This window comes from Robertmurraya mangrovi, from assembly GCF_034427655.1.
GTDB lineage: Bacteria > Bacillota > Bacilli > Bacillales > Cytobacillaceae > Robertmurraya_A > Robertmurraya_A mangrovi.
This window is the reverse complement of sequence record NZ_JAXOFX010000028.1, coordinates 1-16,737: the sequence shown is the minus strand read 5'-3', so window position 1 is coordinate 16,737 and position 16,737 is coordinate 1. Positions and strand designations below refer to the sequence as shown.

At 36.0% G+C, this 16,737-nt stretch carries 14 protein-coding genes and 1 rRNA gene; 11 read left to right on the top strand and 4 right to left on the bottom strand.

Features of this window, described 5'->3' with window-relative positions:
• Positions 1-88: 88 nt before the first annotated feature.
• Positions 89-1,165 (bottom strand): FUSC family protein, encoded by a 1,077-nt coding sequence (locus SM124_RS22940; protein ID WP_322448828.1) that lies wholly within the window; start codon positions 1,163-1,165, stop codon positions 89-91.
• 231 nt (positions 1,166-1,396) lie between these two features.
• Here SM124_RS22940 and SM124_RS22935 point away from each other — a divergent pair, with 231 nt between their 5' ends.
• Positions 1,397-2,248 (top strand): P-loop NTPase family protein, encoded by an 852-nt coding sequence (locus SM124_RS22935; protein ID WP_322448827.1) that lies wholly within the window; start codon positions 1,397-1,399, stop codon positions 2,246-2,248.
• A gap of 41 nt (positions 2,249-2,289) precedes the next feature.
• Here the strand turns inward: SM124_RS22935 and SM124_RS22930 are convergent, their stop codons facing one another.
• A complete protein-coding gene (locus SM124_RS22930; protein WP_322448826.1) occupies positions 2,290-6,759 on the bottom strand; it encodes a glutamate synthase-related protein in 4,470 nt (1,489 codons plus the stop codon).
• A gap of 529 nt (positions 6,760-7,288) precedes the next feature.
• Positions 7,289-8,584 (bottom strand): glutamate-1-semialdehyde 2,1-aminomutase, encoded by a 1,296-nt coding sequence (locus SM124_RS22925; RefSeq protein ID WP_322448825.1) that lies wholly within the window; start codon positions 8,582-8,584, stop codon positions 7,289-7,291.
• Between the two features lie 170 nt (positions 8,585-8,754).
• Here SM124_RS22925 and SM124_RS22920 point away from each other — a divergent pair, with 170 nt between their 5' ends.
• The 8 genes from SM124_RS22920 (at position 8,755) to perR (ending at position 14,817) form a co-directional block, all read left to right on the top strand.
• Positions 8,755-9,762: an ABC transporter ATP-binding protein gene (locus SM124_RS22920; RefSeq protein ID WP_322448824.1), complete on the top strand. Its 1,008-nt coding sequence runs from the start codon at positions 8,755-8,757 to the stop codon at positions 9,760-9,762.
• 20 nt (positions 9,763-9,782) lie between these two features.
• Complete coding sequence (locus SM124_RS22915; protein WP_322448823.1) at positions 9,783-10,574, top strand: ABC transporter permease; 792 nt, start codon at positions 9,783-9,785, stop codon at positions 10,572-10,574.
• Between the two features lie 4 nt (positions 10,575-10,578).
• Entirely contained in the window at positions 10,579-11,364 is a 786-nt protein-coding gene (locus SM124_RS22910; RefSeq protein ID WP_322448822.1) for an ABC transporter permease, read from the top strand.
• A gap of 73 nt (positions 11,365-11,437) precedes the next feature.
• Positions 11,438-11,857, top strand: coding sequence for an ion channel (locus SM124_RS22905; protein WP_322448821.1), 420 nt, complete (start codon positions 11,438-11,440; stop codon positions 11,855-11,857).
• Positions 11,858-11,924: 67 nt separating this feature from the next.
• The gene (bcp, locus tag SM124_RS22900; RefSeq protein ID WP_322448820.1) at positions 11,925-12,395 is read left to right on the top strand and encodes a thioredoxin-dependent thiol peroxidase; all 471 of its coding nucleotides are present in this window, start codon (positions 11,925-11,927) and stop codon (positions 12,393-12,395) included.
• Between the two features lie 294 nt (positions 12,396-12,689).
• A complete protein-coding gene (locus SM124_RS22895) occupies positions 12,690-13,637 on the top strand; it encodes a D-2-hydroxyacid dehydrogenase (protein WP_322448819.1) in 948 nt (315 codons plus the stop codon).
• A gap of 2 nt (positions 13,638-13,639) precedes the next feature.
• Positions 13,640-14,188, top strand: coding sequence for a cob(I)yrinic acid a,c-diamide adenosyltransferase (locus tag SM124_RS22890; RefSeq protein WP_322448818.1), 549 nt, complete (start codon positions 13,640-13,642; stop codon positions 14,186-14,188).
• Between the two features lie 185 nt (positions 14,189-14,373).
• Positions 14,374-14,817, top strand: coding sequence for a peroxide-responsive transcriptional repressor PerR (gene perR, locus SM124_RS22885; RefSeq protein WP_407691443.1), 444 nt, complete (start codon positions 14,374-14,376; stop codon positions 14,815-14,817).
• A gap of 95 nt (positions 14,818-14,912) precedes the next feature.
• Here perR and SM124_RS22880 read toward each other — a convergent pair whose 3' ends face one another.
• Entirely contained in the window at positions 14,913-15,266 is a 354-nt protein-coding gene (locus SM124_RS22880) for a YgzB family protein (protein WP_322448816.1), read from the bottom strand.
• 216 nt (positions 15,267-15,482) lie between these two features.
• Here SM124_RS22880 and SM124_RS22875 point away from each other — a divergent pair, with 216 nt between their 5' ends.
• Together SM124_RS22875 and SM124_RS22870 are read left to right on the top strand one after the other, a co-directional pair.
• On the top strand, positions 15,483-16,355 hold the full coding sequence (locus SM124_RS22875) for a nucleotidyltransferase-like protein (RefSeq protein ID WP_322448815.1): 873 nt from the start codon (positions 15,483-15,485) through the stop codon (positions 16,353-16,355).
• A gap of 286 nt (positions 16,356-16,641) precedes the next feature.
• Positions 16,642-16,737 (top strand): 16S ribosomal RNA (locus SM124_RS22870); the annotation flags it as partial.

The window sequence follows — 16,737 nt, the reverse complement described above, 5'->3', positions numbered from 1 at the left end:
ATAGGTAAGAATCGAGCCTCGTATATATATATTTGTAGTTTTCTTGTCTGCAGCAAAAAAACAGCCTCACTCGGCTGTTTTCCTCTCATTATTCTTTAGCTGGTTCTTCAATTGTCACTTCATTTTCATCCTTATGGTAGGATAAAAAGCTCGTAATTAAAACGTCTAGGTGTTCAAGGTATTCATCATATTCAATAATAGCGGAGATGACTTGCATCGTGTGATAGTATGCTGATTCTTCATCCGCCTCATGATTTTTCTGATAGGCTAGGAATAATTTAAACAACTCTTTTCTGTTTAAACAGTAGTCATCCATTTGTTCAGAAGTTTTAATTTTACCAATAAATTTAAGCATAACTTGTTCATGACGATCCATTAAGTTATCTAAGTGTTGCTTAACATTGGTTTTAAATTCTTCAGGTAGTGTACTTAGTTCGTTTTCATAGCGATGCAGCCTTTTTAGTAGATCAAGAGCTCGTTTCGTAGTTGAAATCATTTGACGATATATAACGAGTTTTCTAGATTTAACAAGGTCACTCTTTTTAAAGTAATTTCTTTCTTCTTTATACATGATAAAAAGCTGGTCGAGCTTAATAGCAGTATCCTTTAGCTTTTCGATATCACTTTTTAAAGTATTGTGTTCGGATGCATGCCTAATATTAATACGAATCCATTTAGCGATTTCTTCAGTCATGTTCGAAATTTTATAATACAATTTATTTTCGTACTTCGGTGGTAAAAATACGAGGTTAACAATAAATGCTGAGAGTACCCCTAGCATAATGGTTGAAAACCTTATCAGAGAGAACTCTATAAACTGATCTCCCGATGTTTCCATGATGGCAATCACTGTTACAAGCGACAAGGGAATAGTATTCTCAATCTTAAGTTTTAGGTTGATTGTGATAACAATAATTCCTGCTAAACCAATAATCACGACATTGTGCCCGAGAATTAAAACAAATAATACAGCAATGATTGCTCCGATTAAATTACCTTGAACTTGTTCAATAACAGATAAATATGAACGGTAGATGGTAGGTTGAACAGCAAAGACTGCTGCAATTCCTGCGAATACAGGTGAGGGAAGTTCAAGTAATGTTGCAAGGTATAGGGCTAAAACTATTGCAATTCCCGTTTTTAAAATGCGGGCGCCTAACTTCATAAAAATATGGGTCCTTTCTCTATATGTATGAGCCTTCTTGTGTAAGAAAACCTACATATAAACATAATTGTAGTTTGTTGAACAATAATGTACTATACATGGATTAATTAATAAGTTCAAGGGATATTTATATGATTTTTTATTGATTTTATGCCACAAAAAGGATAAATTTATGTCAGTAATAAATTACCAAATGAGCTGATTAGTTAAAAACTTTAAGGAGAATATAACTTGAATAAAAAACTAGTTTTAGTAGAGGGGCTTCCGGGCTCTGGGAAAACAACAACGGCTACTATGGTTGAATCCGTTTTAAAAGAAATGGGTTTAACAACAGAACTTTACTTGGAGGGGAATTTAGATCACCCAGCTGACTATGAAGCTGTTGCGAGTTTTACAGAAGAAGAGTTTAATATTTTAAAAGAAGATTCAGCATATGCTAGTTTTTTCGAAAATAATGGGTCTTACTTTAGAGAAGGACCGTATTATTTAGTTAGATACTTGAAATTAAAAAATGAATATAAAGATGAATTTCCTTATGAACTACTTGAACGTTTAAGTAAGAATGATATTTACGAGTTACCTTTTGAACAAAATGAAGAAATCATTACAGCTAGTTGGAGAAATTTTGCCTCTAAGGCAGTAGAAGAAGAGAAGGTTTATATTTTTGAATGTTGTTTTATTCAAAATCCCGTTACGGTTGGAATGATTAAATATGGCTTACCTAAAGAGAAGTCTGTTCAATACGTGGAGCGATTACAAAAATCAGTAGAATCATTAAACCCATTACTCATCTATGTTCATCAGGACGATATTGAGTTTACTTTTTCAAAGGCGGTAGAGGAAAGGCCAAAGGAATGGTCTGATGGATTTATGCATTATTACACACAACAAGGATACGGAAAAAATCAAAATCTTGAAGGGTTCTCGGGAACGGTTGAGGTTTTAAAAGCTAGGAGGGAACTTGAGGGAGAAATAATCGACCAATTAAATATGCAGTCATTTGTGCTTAATAATACAAAATATAATAAAGACGAATCTACTAAACTTATAAGAGATGTACTAACAAAGTACTTTAGTTCTTAAGTTAAGAAAACGCTCAGTTCTGAAAAACTGAGCGTTTTCTGTCATTCTGTTGAAACGGAAGGATCGGCTTGTTCTTTAACTGGTACAACTTGAACAAAATGTTGTTCAACATCCTGTAATAGAAGGGCAAGCTGATTTGCTTCGTCAGATTGTCCTTGAGTTTTTAATAGATTAATGTAATTGCCTAATAGTTCGTTAATATCTGATTTGCCTTTCTCGCTTAGGGAGGTTAGGGAGACTTTAGCCCCTTTTGCAATTCTTTGTTGAAGTGCTTCTTTAGTTAGACCCATTTCAGGTTGGTGTCTTAAGTACACCACTCCACCCGTCATACCTGCACAAATCCATGGTCCAGGATCACCAAGAACTAAACCTCTACCGTTTGTCATGTATTCGAATGCAAAGCCTTTAATGTTAGCTCTTGAACCGATATTACCGGCTTCAATTTCAGGAAGAGGTTGTTTTAACTGTCCACCAATAATCATATCTGCACCTGATAAACGGATACCAGCACGAGCATCGGCATTGCCTTGAGCAATTAATAATCCATGCTGAGCACCGTAACCGAAACCTTTCCCAACAGAACCGTTATAGAATTTGCCATCTTTTCCTGGAGATTTAAAAATCATAATCTGACCACCAAAAGATGTTTTACCTGTTCCGTCTTGTGCTCCACCGCTCACTTCAATATTAATTCCAGCACTGTTGTATGCGCCTAAACCGTTACCAGGGATTGACCCATCTTTATATTTTAGTTGAACAGGAGGTAGGCTTTTATAAGAGCCATCTAAGCGTCCGCGAACACGGTGACAAGAAACTCGACTTCCCAATACTCTTTGTTCAGAAGTAACACTTTGATACTCACGAGATTGATGAAGCTGATCAACACTTGCATCTAAATACTCTGCTCCAACAGCTAATTGTAATTGTTCTGCCTCAGTTGTAGCAGCTGCTTCTTGGTGATGCAGTTGTCCGATTTCAAGTGTTTTAAGAAGATAAGTTAAATCAAGCTGATTTTGTCCGTTTACTTGTTCAAGTAAGTCTGAACGGCCAACAATGTCTTGTAGATTTCTAAATCCTAGAGAGGCAGTAAGATTTTTTAGCTCATTACCAAAAGCCGTAAATAAGTTTACAATACCTTGAACAGCTAAGTCGTACTGTCTAGGAACAAATCTCCTTAGGCCATGCTCTTTTGCTTGAGCCTCAGAATCTATTTGAGTGGCGATTCCAACGTGACATGTATCTAGGTGGCATCCACGACAAGTCGTACAGCCAATGGCAACCATGGATAATGTTCCAAAGCCAACTCGATTCGCTCCTAATAACATAATTTTCATTACATCAAGAGCACTTTTCATTCCACCGTCAGCCCAAAGCTCAACAGAATCTCTTAGTCCAGCTTCTAACAGGGCATTATGGGCAGCTTTTACACCAATTTCTACTGGTAAACCAACATGTTGAAGGGCGTGGATTCTCGCAGCACCCGTTCCACCGTCAAACCCACTAAGTGTAATAATATCCGCACCAGCTTTTGCAATTCCTACTGCAATTGTCCCGATGTTAGGTACAACAGGCACTTTTACAGCTACTCTAGCTTTATCGTTAGCTGTTTTTAACTCATGAATCATTTGAGCCAAATCCTCAATCGAATAAATATCATGATTATTCGAAGGAGAGATTAAATCCGATCCAATCGTTGCATTACGTGCTTCAGCAATTTTCTCTGTTACTTTTGAGCCAGGAAGGTGACCTCCTTCACCAGGTTTTGCCCCTTGGCCAATCTTAATTTCCAGTAAGTTTGAAGAGTTTAAAAGTTCTGCGTTTACACCGAATCTACCTGAAGCCACTTGCTGACCGCGTGTTTTCGGATACTTGCCTAGCATATCTTTAATTTCGCCGCCTTCACCATTTAAACTAACCATATTCAATCGGTCAGCACCTTCAGCATAAGCTCTAAAAGCAATTTCATTTTGAGAGCCAAAGGACATGGAAGCAATGACAAAAGGTAAATCATGTTCACCGACACTGATATTCACTTCTAATGGTGAAACAGGTTTACTTGATTTCTTTAATCCAGTTAAATGACGGATGGTTGTTGGATTTTGTTCTTCCTGTTCGCTTATCTTTTCACCGTAAGCTTTATAATCTCCGGTTGACGCAACCTCACCAATTGCTTTCCAAATACGAGGGAAGAGGTTGAAGCTTTTTCCAACTCTTTCTTTATCGTTTTGGTAATCTAATGAGCGAGCAATACTATCTTCCTTCATGGATTCAAAATTATATGCTAGATGATTTGAGCCAAAGAAATTTACGATGTTTAATACATCAGAAACTTCCTCGTTTAGTCCAATTGAAGAAAATAATCTACCATAGCCACGAAGTTCATGAATTCCAATAGTAGAAATGACTTTTTCTAATCCTTTTGTAAGTGCAGAATATAGATTTAACAATGGTTTAGTTGAATCATCTAAAACGGTTAAGAACATGTAATAAGGACTAACTAAGTTAGCTCCAAGTCCTACAGATGTAATGATGTCATGTAACGAACGAATAGAAGCAGAACGTAGTAAAATAGAGCAATTTCTACGTAACTCTTCTTTTACTAAAGCTTGATCGACTGCCGATGTAACAAGATGTGGATCAATCCAGTATTGGTCTTCGTGATGTGCTTGACTATCATCTAACACAAGTAATGTTTTTCCGTTTCTAACTGCTTCAACAGCTTCATTTTTTAAACGTTCGAGAGCTTCCTTCACTGTTTCGTTGCTGTTAAAAGTAGTAGATAAATAAGTTAGTAGTTTTTCTTGTTGAAACACATTGATTAATTGGTCATAGCTAGGTTGCTCAAGAGTTTTAGAACATTCATAGCCAGTAGCACCTTCAATAAGGATTGGGGTGGTCAGTTCTATAATTGTTCCAGAATCTTGTTTTAAAAATAATGTTGGACGCTTCCCAACAATCGTACGAGTAGAGAAGTGTTCTGTTTCCCGGTCACGGTCAATGGCAGGGTTTGTTACAACGGCTACGCTCTCCTTAATAAAATCAGCGATATTTTTACGTTCAGGATTTAACGCTGCAAGTGGAGAGTCGTGTCCAAGAGAACGAATCGGCTCGACCCCTTTTTCAGCCATTTGTTCAACTAGCTGAACATGATCTCGTTCCCAGCCGAAAGCTTTATATTGACCGTTATGAATTTTAGTAGGGTAGTTCATTAATACATTTTTCTCTAATTGAGGAGAAGCAAGACGAATTCTAGCATTCGTTAAATTGACTCTATTAGAAAATCTCTCGTACACTACTGCTTGATATTCATCATGGTTATATACTTTTAGTGAATCTCCATCCCATTTCAAACCAACTTTTTCTCCAGGTGCTAGTGGCTTTGGATCATTTACATATTCTTTCGATGAAATTATTCCAGGCTCAGAGGAGAATAGGTAAGAACTTTCTGTTTCAAGCATCCATAAAGGACGTAAGCCCAAAGCGTCTACACTGAAAACTGCCTCATCACCAAATCTTGAGATGATTCCTGCAGGTCCTTGAGCAAAGTGGCCCCATGCTTCGCGCATATAGGTGTAAAGATCTTGAAAGTGTTCAGGGTATGATTTAATTTCATTGATGATTGGCGGAAAAATTAAATCCATTGCCTCGAATAATGAATAACCTTCACGGGAAATAAGTGTGTCAATGGTTCTGCTTAGGTCTTGAGAATCGCTTCCGTCTTTTACTAATGGGACGCCAATCATTCTTGCTTCGTCTCTAAGTTTAGCGATTGTGTTAATTTCGCCATTATGACCCAAGACACTAAATGGTTGTACACGGAAGAAGCTAGATAAAGTATTTGTGGAATAACGGTTATGTCCCAAAGTCATGGTGGAAGCAACTAATGGGTTTGCTAAGTCGTGATAATACTTTGGTAAAATGTCACCAGCACCCATCACCTTGTAAACAGCGTGATATTGACTTAAAGAAGCAACATGTACATGGTCATTTTTTTCAAAATCAACGGTCATTTCAAAAAGCTTCTTAGTTAGTTCATTTCCGACTTCATTAGAGACACAAGCAAACTGCCAGAAAACAGGGTTCTCCTGAATGGCAATCGGTCCAAGTGCAGATGAGTTTGTTACTTCGTCTGACTCCGTTAAAATATCAAACTTGTATTCTTTTAGCTTAGTCATTAATTCTTCTTTAATAAGTGCAGGATTTTCTTTTCTGCTAATGAAGATATGTCCTACGAAGAAGCCATCTTTTTCAACTAATTCAGGCTCCAATCCGGCTTTCAGTAATTTTTCTTTCCAAAGGGCTTTTGGGATATCGATGTGAATCCCAACTCCATCTCCTTCTCCATTAATAAAACCAGCACGGTGATTCATTGTAACCAAAGCATTAATACAGTTAAAAATGTTTTCGCGAGTGGGGATATTCGTTTTTTCCATACAAGATACAATACCGCAAGCATCGTGCTCTTGACGGTAAAATTCTTTAAATTGAGAAGGTCTCCATTGTTGTGTCATTGTATACGGCTTTTATAAGGTTAACTTCAAAAAGCCGGTTCACCTCCTGATCATAGATTAATAATTTCAATTGTTTATAAATTGGGAAGGCTCCTTCTAATGTTAGTCTCTTATTTAGCTCAAGTTCATACAGTAAAGAAAGAGCAGGCTTACAGAAGTGGTTTCGAAAGTATCTCTTGGAACCGTTTGAAAGCCAAGGTGAAAAAGTGGGTTTAACAGATGTGTTTAACAAGTTAATAAAGCAGTGTGATAAAGTTTGAGGTTAGAACATTTTGCTTTTTTCTATGGTATTAAAAGAGAGTTAAGTATGAGAATGCACTGCTTGTAAAAATGCGGAAAAATCAAAATAGTGTTTTAATCATATCATAAGAATTTTCAGAAATCAATTATTTATACAAAAAGTTGGATAGAAGATAAGTAGGACATCATATTTTATATGTAAAAAACACAGCAATGTAAACGTTTTCATAGAGAGGTAAAAAAATACCGAAGTCCAGTTAGGAATTCGGTATGCATAAAAAATGTATAATTAATCGTTGCTTAATGCTTCAAAGGCATTGTTTACGGCTTGAAGGGTTGCTAGAATATCTTCCTCTTCATGGGCAATGGTGATAAACCATGCTTCATACTTAGAAGGAGCAAGATTAATACCTTGGTGGAGCATAAGCTTGAAGAACTTGGCGAACATTTCCCCATCGGTATTTTCAGCTTGTACATAGTTTTCAACTTTTTCGGTTGTGAAATATATAGTTAGAGCACCTTTTAATCGATTAATTGTAATAGGTATATTATTTTTTGTAGCAGCATTCATAATTCCTTCTTCAAGAATGGCACCTAATTGGTCTAAATAGTCATAAACTCCGTCTTGCTTTAACACTTCAAGACAAGCGATACCAGAAAGAATTGATGCAGGATTACCAGCCATGGTACCGGCTTGATAAGCAGGGCCAAGCGGTGCTACTTTTTCCATAATTTCTTTTTTACCACCATAAGCCCCGATTGGGAGTCCACCACCGATAATTTTACCCATTGCTGTTAAATCTGGATAAATTCCATACATATCTTGCGCCCCGCCATACATAAAACGGAAAGCAGTTATAACCTCATCGTAAATGACTAGAGCTCCAGCTGCGTGTGTTAAATCGTTAACTTGTTGTAAAAAGCCTTCCTTTGGTTCAACAATCCCGAAGTTCCCTACGATTGGCTCCACTAATACAGCGGCAATTTGATCGCCCCATTTTTCAAGTGCTTCTTTAAATGGTTCGATATCATTGAATGGCACAGTAATGACTTCCTGGGCAATACTTTTAGGTACACCAGCTGAATCCGGAGTTCCAAGTGTAGATGGTCCAGAACCTGCTGCAACTAGCACAAGGTCTGAATGGCCGTGATAACAGCCTGCAAACTTAATGATTTTATCTCGACCAGTGTATGCACGTGCTACGCGAATAGTAGTCATAACCGCTTCTGTTCCTGAATTAACAAATCTTACTTTTTCAAGTCCTGGCATGGCTTCCTGAAGCATTTTAGCAAACTTTACTTCATGTGGAGTTGGTGTCCCGTACAAAACTCCATTTTCTGCCGCTTTCTTAATTGCTTCCGTAATGTGGGGGTGAGCATGTCCAGTGATAATAGGACCGTAAGCAGCTAAATAGTCAATATATTGGTTACCATCGACATCCCAAAAATAAGCTCCTTGTGCTCTCTCCATCACGACAGGTGCACCGCCACCCACGGCTTTATAAGAGCGGGATGGACTATTCACTCCACCGACTATCGATTCTAAAGCTTCTTTATGTAAACGTTCTGAATTGGTAAATTGCATGTTGTTCCTCCTAAGTCATTTTCTCTCTCATTTTAGCATTAGTTTCAAAACTTTTGTATATTGGGGTCAGACCCTCTTTACTCTGATAAAGAGAAGTCAGGCCCCATAGTTGAGTTAGCGATCATATATGGGATAAAATAACTTGTTACCGTATGACAAGGAGGAGCAGAATGACAAACGCTATTGAAGTTCATGATTTACGAAAAGAGTTTAAAGCCTATTCGAGCAGGTCGGGTTTAAAAGGTGCATTCCGTGATTTATTAACACGAAATTATAAAGTGGTTCCCGCTGTTAATGATATAAGTTTTACAGTGAAACAAGGTGAAATGGTTGGTTACATAGGGGAAAATGGTGCCGGGAAATCGACCACGATTAAAATGTTAACAGGTATCTTAACACCAACGTCCGGAAAAGTGACTGTTAATGGAATGAATCCTCATAAGGAGAGAGAAAAGTTTGTGCAGACTATTGGTGTAGTCTTTGGTCAAAGATCACAGTTGTGGTGGGATATCGCGGTTCAAGAATCATTTCGTTTACTCAAAAAGGTATACAAAGTGTCTGATGAGCAATATGACGAACATATGGGACATGTGATTAAAACATTAGATATTGAGCCTCTACTTGATAAACCGGTTAGAAAATTATCTCTTGGTCAAAGGATGAGGTGTGAACTAGCAGCTGCGCTTATTCATAATCCACCGCTACTATTTTTAGATGAGCCAACAATTGGATTAGATGTTTTAGTTAAGTTGAAGATTCGTGAGTTTTTAAAAGAGATAAATGAAAAATACAATACGACGATTTTATTAACCACACATGATTTATCAGATATTGAGGCTCTTTGTGAAAGAGTCGTTATGCTTGATGAGGGGAAAATCATTTATGATGGTGCTCTTAAAGGGCTAAAAGACGAATGGGCTGACGGGAAGGAAATTAGATTTCAGTTCCTAGAAAAGGTGGACTTGAGTTCCATTGAACAAGCAACTAGTGAAATGAGTATAAAATGGGAATTAGATGAAAAAGACCAAACTTTCGTTGCTTATATAGATGATTCAGATCAAATGATATCCTCTCTTATTGGAAAAGTAACTTCATTATATAAGATTAAAGATATAAAGATTATGGAAATTTCAACTGAAGAGATAGTCCGAAACATATATGAAAAGGGCAGAGTCTAAAGAGGTGAACGGAGAAATCAATGGATAAATATATAGAAATGATACGTATTCGATTTTTAATGATGCTTGCGTATCGAACCAATTATTATTCTGGAATTCTTATATACAGTATTAATATCGGTGCTTATTATTTTTTATGGCAAGCTATTTACGGTGCAAAAGATCAAATTGAGGGATTGTCTGCTCTCCAGATGACTACATATGTTGCGGTTGCTTGGATGGCTCGTGCTTTTTACTTTAACAATATTGATAGAGAGATGGCGCTTGAAATTAAAGAGGGAAAGGTAGCGGTTGAGCTCATCCGTCCTTATAACTATTTACTGATGAAAACAATGCAAGGACTGGGCGAGGGGTTGTTCCGCTTATTCTTCTTTTCTGTGCCAGGAATGGTTATCGTTGCTCTAATTTTTCCTTTGCAACTGTCAGCTAATCTATCTACTTGGGGACTTTTTTCACTTTCTATCCTATTAAGTTTCTTAATTAATACTCAAATTAACTTATTAACAGGAATAACAACTTTCTTTCTATATAATAACACTGGTTTAATTAGAGCAAAACGAGTCGTGATCGATCTATTTTCAGGTTTGTTACTACCAATCAGCTTCTTTCCTTTTTGGGCTCAAGATATTTTAAAATATCTACCGTTCCAAGGAATTAGTTATGTTCCTAGTATGATTTTTACAAATGGTTTTACCACTAGCGAAGCCTGGAATGCGATTATTTTGCAAGGGATTTGGGTTATTATCCTTGTGATACCTATACAGGTTTTATGGTATGTGGCAAAAAAACAGCTTATTATTCAAGGAGGGTGACAGTATGTTTTATGTAAAAATGTTCTTCCAATATGTCGCCCAATATATGAAAACAAGGTTACAGTACCGAGCAGATTTGGCTGTAGAAATTGTATCTGATTTATTATTTCAAGCGGTTAACTTGATATTTATTTTAGTAGTGTTTGGACACACCAACTTTTTAAGTGGATGGAATCGAGACGAGATCATCTTCATATATGGCTTTTTCCTCGTTCCTTATGCTTTATTTTCTTCATTCTTTAATATTTGGGACTTCAATGAAAGATATATTGTAAAAGGTGAGTTGGACCGAATTTTAACTAGACCTATTCATAGTTTGTTTCAAATTATTTTAGAAAGAATGGAACTTGAATCCTTATTTGGAGCTATCACAGGTTTAGCCATCATGTTTTATGCGGGTGCTAGACTACACTTAACTATAAGTTGGTATGATCCTATTTTATTCATTGTTTTCGTTTTAGGTGGCGTGTTGGTGTATGCGGGTATTTTTATCATGATTGCTTGTATTAGCTTCTGGGCAGATGCAAGAACATCCATTATGCCGATGATGTACAATATCGGAAATTACGGAAGGTACCCAGTTGATATTTACAATAAAGTGATTCGTTTTGTATTAACTTGGATTTTGCCCTTTGCCTTTGTAGGTGTCTATCCGTCTGCTTATTTTTTGGGACGCGGTGAATGGTATCTCTATGCCTTTTTAACGCCAGTGATGGGTGTCGTCTTCTTTGGATTATCAGTATTCATATGGAACGAAGGTGTTAAACGTTATAGAGGAGCGGGGAATTAAGACAAGCAGTCATATCGATGGTTAGATGAGCGTATAGATTAACAAAATCCTTTTTGAAGAGAGTGAAAAAGGAATGGTCTTTTACGCTGCAATTATTATTATTTCTGTTTGTATTCTTATGAGCATTAAAGCCTTATTTAAATCGAATAAAATAAAAGGAAAAAAAGTATCCTTTGAAAATTTTTTGATTTTAGCTTTCATTTATATAACCGTGATGGTTGGTTTTGGAATGATTTATGTTCTACTTGAATTACAAGGGTTCGAGGTTTTGAATCCGGGGAATCTTGGTAGCAACAATGGATATATCGAAAAACTTAATACAGGAATGTATTTTAGCGCGATAACTTTATTTTCGGTTGGATATGGAGATCTTTCTCCGATAGGAATTGGAAGAATGATTGCCGTTGTCGAGGCATTAATAGGCTATACCATTCCAGCTGCTTTTGTGGCGAGAGTAGTCTTTGATATGGATCGAAAAAGTATTAAAGAGTGATTATTTGTATTTCTGAACAAGTTTCGATACCTTCTATATATAAGAAATATTTTAGGGAGGTTTGATTATGGCTGTTGTAACAGGAGACTTAGCTCCAGATTTTGAACTACTTGCAAGTAATGGTCAAATGGTGAAACTATCTGATTTTCGCGGAAAAAATGTGGTGTTGTACTTTTATCCGAAAGATATGACACCAGGCTGTACAACTGAAGCATGTGATTTTCGAGACCAGCATGAGCGATTTGAGGGAGTGGATGCAGTTATCCTAGGTGTAAGTCCAGATCCACTTAGCAGACATGAGAAATTTATAGAGAAATATGGATTACCTTTCTTGCTTTTAGCGGATGAAGAGAACAAACTGGCTGAAGCATTTGATGTATGGAAGTTAAAGAAAAACTTTGGGAAAGAATATATGGGAATTGAACGTTCTACTTTTATCATTGATAAAGAAGGTAAAATAGCCAAAGTATGGCGTAAAGTGAAAGTAAAAGGTCATGTGGAGGAAGCATTAAAGTTTATTGAAAAAAACCTTAAATAGCATATATCTATGCCTATTTTTATTCAGTAAAGGCTATTGTCCATTCAAATAAACAAGTTTTGAATATCATTGTATTAGGGCATACCTCCTCAGATATATTTTTAGCAGGTCTTCAAGAAGGCCTGCTACTTTTTTTGTAATGTAGTCTGACAGTTCCAAGAAAAACTACATAAAGTGCAATTAGTTAACATCATTTTTTAAAAAAACTAATTTTTCTAACTTTTTGAGCGGTGAATAAAGCGATATGGCCATAATGATGCTAAAATAAAGTTACATTAAAGGGGGAATATGGGAATGAAGATTGTTTCATCTATTTTACCTTCAGAAAAAATTCAGTCAAAGATTAAATCTGATTACCCTAAAGTAAACTTTGAATTTTATAAAGGGATGAAAAATGCAGAAGAATCATTTTATGATGCGGAAGTTTTTCTTACATACGGTGAGGATTTAACACCTGATCATATAGAAAAGGCAAAAAATCTTAAGTGGATCATGGTTATGTCCGCTGGGATGGAAAAGATGCCTTTTGATGCTTGTAGAGAAAAAGGGATATTAGTTACAAACGTTCGTGGTGTACACAAGATACCGATGGCCGAATATACAATGGGTATGATGCTACACCATGCGAAACAAGTTAGTAGTATGTTAGCAAATGAGCAAGAGGAAATTTGGGAGCGTATCCCAAAAGCTGAATTATGTGATCAAACCATACTAATCTTAGGAGTAGGAGCGATTGGTGGAGAAATTGCACGTTTAGCAAAAGCGTTTAGAATGCATACTTTAGGAGTTAATAGCAGTGGAAATCAAGTAGATCATATTGATGAAATTTATAGCTTGGCTCATTTAAATCAAATTTTAACTCGAGCGGATTATGTTGTTTCTGTTTTGCCTAGCACTAATGAAACGAAGGGACTATTAACTGAAGAACATTTTAAATGGATGAAAGATACGGCTGTGTTTATTAATATTGGGCGCGGAGATTTAATTAGTGAAGAGGTTTTATTAACTTCTATGGAAAAGAAACATATCGCTCATGCATTTCTAGATGTATTTAGTCAGGAGCCACTACCAAAAGGACATCCTTTCTGGAAAATGGAAAATGTAACGGTCACTCCACATGTTTCAAGTATTACAAAGAAGTATTTGCCGCGGTCTTTTGAGATATTTAATCATAATCTTCATACATATATTAATAAGGGAAATAAATTTATTAATAAAATCAACCTGGAAAGGGGGTACTAATCATGAAGCTATATACCAAAACGGGAGATAAGGGTACGACTTCCCTAATTTACGGGGAGCGTGTTCCTAAAAATGACTTGAAAGTGGAAGCGTATGGTACATGTGATGAAGCAAACTCGACAATCGGCGTTGCTCTTAGTCTTTTAATGAATCAGGATTTTGAAGGAAAAGAGAGTTTAGAGTCTACTTTTCATAAAATACAAACTACATTATTCCATGTGGGGGCAGAGTTAGCTACTCCTAAAGGGAAAGAAGTAAAATGGACAGTCAGTAATGATGATATAGAGGAGTTAGAAAAAAAGATTGATGAGTGGGATGCAAGTTTACCATCTTTAACTAATTTTATTTTACCTGGAGGACATCCTTCGGGAGCAACCTTTCATGTTGCGCGTACAGTGGTTAGAAGAGCGGAAAGATGTGCAGTAGAAATTGGTGATGTTAACCCTCTAGTGTTATCTTATTTGAACCGCTTGTCTGATTTCTTATTTGTAGCAGCAAGATATGTTAATTTCAAGTTAGGGATAAAAGAGAAGACACTGCATCAGGATTAATTTGGGTTTCTTTCTTAAGGAATAGGTTTCTTGCTATAATGCTCATAGTACTTAACTGATACTTGAAGACAGAGTTATTTTATTTCTATACATTACAGTGTTTGAAATATTGACAAAAGTAATAAGATATTAGTACACTATTTATAAACATTATAAAGTAATAATATTTACTAGAAAAGAGGTGCATGGCGGTGTCAACTAATCAATTAAAAGAAGCCCTAGATGCCCTGAAAGAAACCGGAGTCCGTATCACTCCGCAGCGTCATGCGATACTGGAATATTTAATTAACTCCATGTCACACCCGACTGCTGATGATATTTATAAAGCTCTAGAAGGTAAATTTCCAAATATGAGTGTAGCAACAGTTTACAATAATCTTAGAGTATTTCGTGAGGTCGGCCTTGTTAAAGAACTGACATACGGAGATGCTTCTAGTCGATTTGATTTTATCACTACTCAACATTACCATGTTATCTGTGAGAATTGTGGTAAGATTGTTGACTTCCATTACCCTGGACTGGATGAAGTGGAACACCTTGCTTCCCATGTTACTGGTTTTAAGATTAGCCATCATCGTATGGAAATTTACGGGTCTTGTCCAGAATGTCACAGTAAGGAAACTCATTGATAAACTCCTGATAGCTTTAGGGCTATCAGTTTTTTATTTTAAGCATAAAAAAACTCGACAATGAATGATTGTCGAGTTTTTTAGATAATTGGGATTTAAGTGTTTTTCACTTTTCTATTATATTTCTCATCGAACTCTATTCCTTCTAATTTTGGGTCAAGAGTTAATGGTTCATTACAATACATACACATGTCTACTCTTCCAAGAACTTTTGTGTGTCGTTGGCAATTAGGGCAGACTACTTGTACAGATTTAGTGGATAACATTCCGATCCAAAAGTATGTCACTGTACTTGCGATTATAAACAACATTCCTAATAGCATAAAAATCGTCATAACAAGAGGAGAAGTTCTGAAGAAAATCCCAATATACATGACAATGAATCCTATAAAAATCAAGCTTAAAGCAAAAGTTCTAATTTTATTTATCTTACTAGAGTATTTAGCCATACATTTCCCTCCCGAGCAATAATAATATCATAACAGAAACAATAAGATAAATATAGAAGGCTGTTTACACTATGTTTAGGAGAATGTTGGTTAGCTTTATAAATTTTACTATTTCAATTGTTAATGTTGAAAGTGTCGAATATTGTCTTATCTTTAAGAAGGACTTTTTATAAAATTGTCGAAAGTATACGCTATAAATCAATTGGAGGAATGTACATGGAAGCCATTCTTCGGCCTATTTATCAAGAGAGGGCTAGTCAACCGAATACCTTAGGAGTCATTATAATAGAAAAAATTCAAAAATCTATTCCCACAACAGATACATTCGATGCTGTTTTGTTAATTATAGTGAATGAAGGAGAGCAGTCGGTATTTGTAAAACACTATTCGTATGAACAAAAAAAGGCTGCGCTTCATATTGTTACAGAGGAAAAACTTAATGAATGGCTGTTGTTAGGTACCAACAAAAAAATATTTGATTGGCTTTATAATGGGAAAGTTCTATTTGACCGAAATGAGTACATAGAAAATTTAAAGACAGAGCTAAGAGATTTTCCTTTTTACGGTCGAAAGATAAAAATGGGTCTAGAATTCAGTAAACTGATTCGTCGTTATATGGATGGAAAGGCATTTTTTGATAACGGACATTATTTAGATGCTTATAATCATGTGGTTCACTCCTTACACCACTTGGCCAGATTAGCAGTTGTAGAAAGTGGTTTCCATCCAGAAGTTACAGTTTGGCATCAAGTTAAACAAATAGACTTAGAAATTTATAAACTTTACGAAGAATTAGTGAGTAGTGAAGAAGCGATTGAAAAACGTTTAGAACTACTGTTCTTAGCCAGTGAATTCTTAATTCATTCTAAAACGAAGGTGGGAATTGCTCACTTACTAGATGTATTGTCTGAAAAGGAGAGCTGGTCGTTTAATGATATAATGTATCATCCGGAACTTTTAGAGTACTCGGTTGATCTTTCTATGTTAATACAATATTTAACTGATAAAGGGTATATATCAGTAGAAAATATAGAAACTAAGGGTCCAAGGGTATATCATAGAAACTATAGATTAACTAACAAGGAATAAGGTTATTTAATTCTTAGTTGAAGATTGTGCAATCTTACGCTGAAAAGTTTTTTTGCAAAAACTATTGACCTACAACTTAAAACTTGTTATATTAATATCCGTCGCTGCAAGACATTAACAAATGTTTAACGGCTGACGGATTTTTAATTTTAAAACGGTGTTGACATTCGAAACACCAAATGTTATATTAATAAAGTCGCTTCTGAGCGATAAACATTGTTCTTTGAAAACTGAACAAATCATACGTCAACGTTTATTTTATTTTTTAAGAGCTAAATCTTACTCTTTATTGGAGAGTTTGATCCTGGCTCAGGACGAACGCTGGCGGCGTGCCTAATACATGCAAGTCGAGCGAAGTTTTAAAAGCTTGCTTTTGAAACTT

What these genes read in the sequence shown, in the direction of transcription:
- SM124_RS22940 (WP_322448828.1), bottom strand. Translation starts at nt 1,165, where the DNA reads ATGAAGTTAGGCGCCCGCATTTTAAAAACGGGAATTGCAATAGTTTTA.
- SM124_RS22930 (WP_322448826.1), bottom strand. Translation starts at nt 6,759, where the DNA reads ATGACACAACAATGGAGACCTTCTCAATTTAAAGAATTTTACCGTCAA.
- SM124_RS22925 (WP_322448825.1), bottom strand. Translation starts at nt 8,584, where the DNA reads ATGCAATTTACCAATTCAGAACGTTTACATAAAGAAGCTTTAGAATCG.
- SM124_RS22920 (WP_322448824.1), top strand. Translation starts at nt 8,755, where the DNA reads ATGACAAACGCTATTGAAGTTCATGATTTACGAAAAGAGTTTAAAGCC.
- SM124_RS22915 (WP_322448823.1), top strand. Translation starts at nt 9,783, where the DNA reads ATGGATAAATATATAGAAATGATACGTATTCGATTTTTAATGATGCTT.
- SM124_RS22910 (WP_322448822.1), top strand. Translation starts at nt 10,579, where the DNA reads ATGTTTTATGTAAAAATGTTCTTCCAATATGTCGCCCAATATATGAAA.
- SM124_RS22905 (WP_322448821.1), top strand. Translation starts at nt 11,438, where the DNA reads ATGGTCTTTTACGCTGCAATTATTATTATTTCTGTTTGTATTCTTATG.
- bcp (WP_322448820.1), top strand. Translation starts at nt 11,925, where the DNA reads ATGGCTGTTGTAACAGGAGACTTAGCTCCAGATTTTGAACTACTTGCA.
- SM124_RS22895 (WP_322448819.1), top strand. Translation starts at nt 12,690, where the DNA reads ATGAAGATTGTTTCATCTATTTTACCTTCAGAAAAAATTCAGTCAAAG.
- SM124_RS22890 (WP_322448818.1), top strand. Translation starts at nt 13,640, where the DNA reads ATGAAGCTATATACCAAAACGGGAGATAAGGGTACGACTTCCCTAATT.
- perR (WP_407691443.1), top strand. Translation starts at nt 14,374, where the DNA reads ATGGCGGTGTCAACTAATCAATTAAAAGAAGCCCTAGATGCCCTGAAA.
- SM124_RS22880 (WP_322448816.1), bottom strand. Translation starts at nt 15,266, where the DNA reads ATGGCTAAATACTCTAGTAAGATAAATAAAATTAGAACTTTTGCTTTA.
- SM124_RS22875 (WP_322448815.1), top strand. Translation starts at nt 15,483, where the DNA reads ATGGAAGCCATTCTTCGGCCTATTTATCAAGAGAGGGCTAGTCAACCG.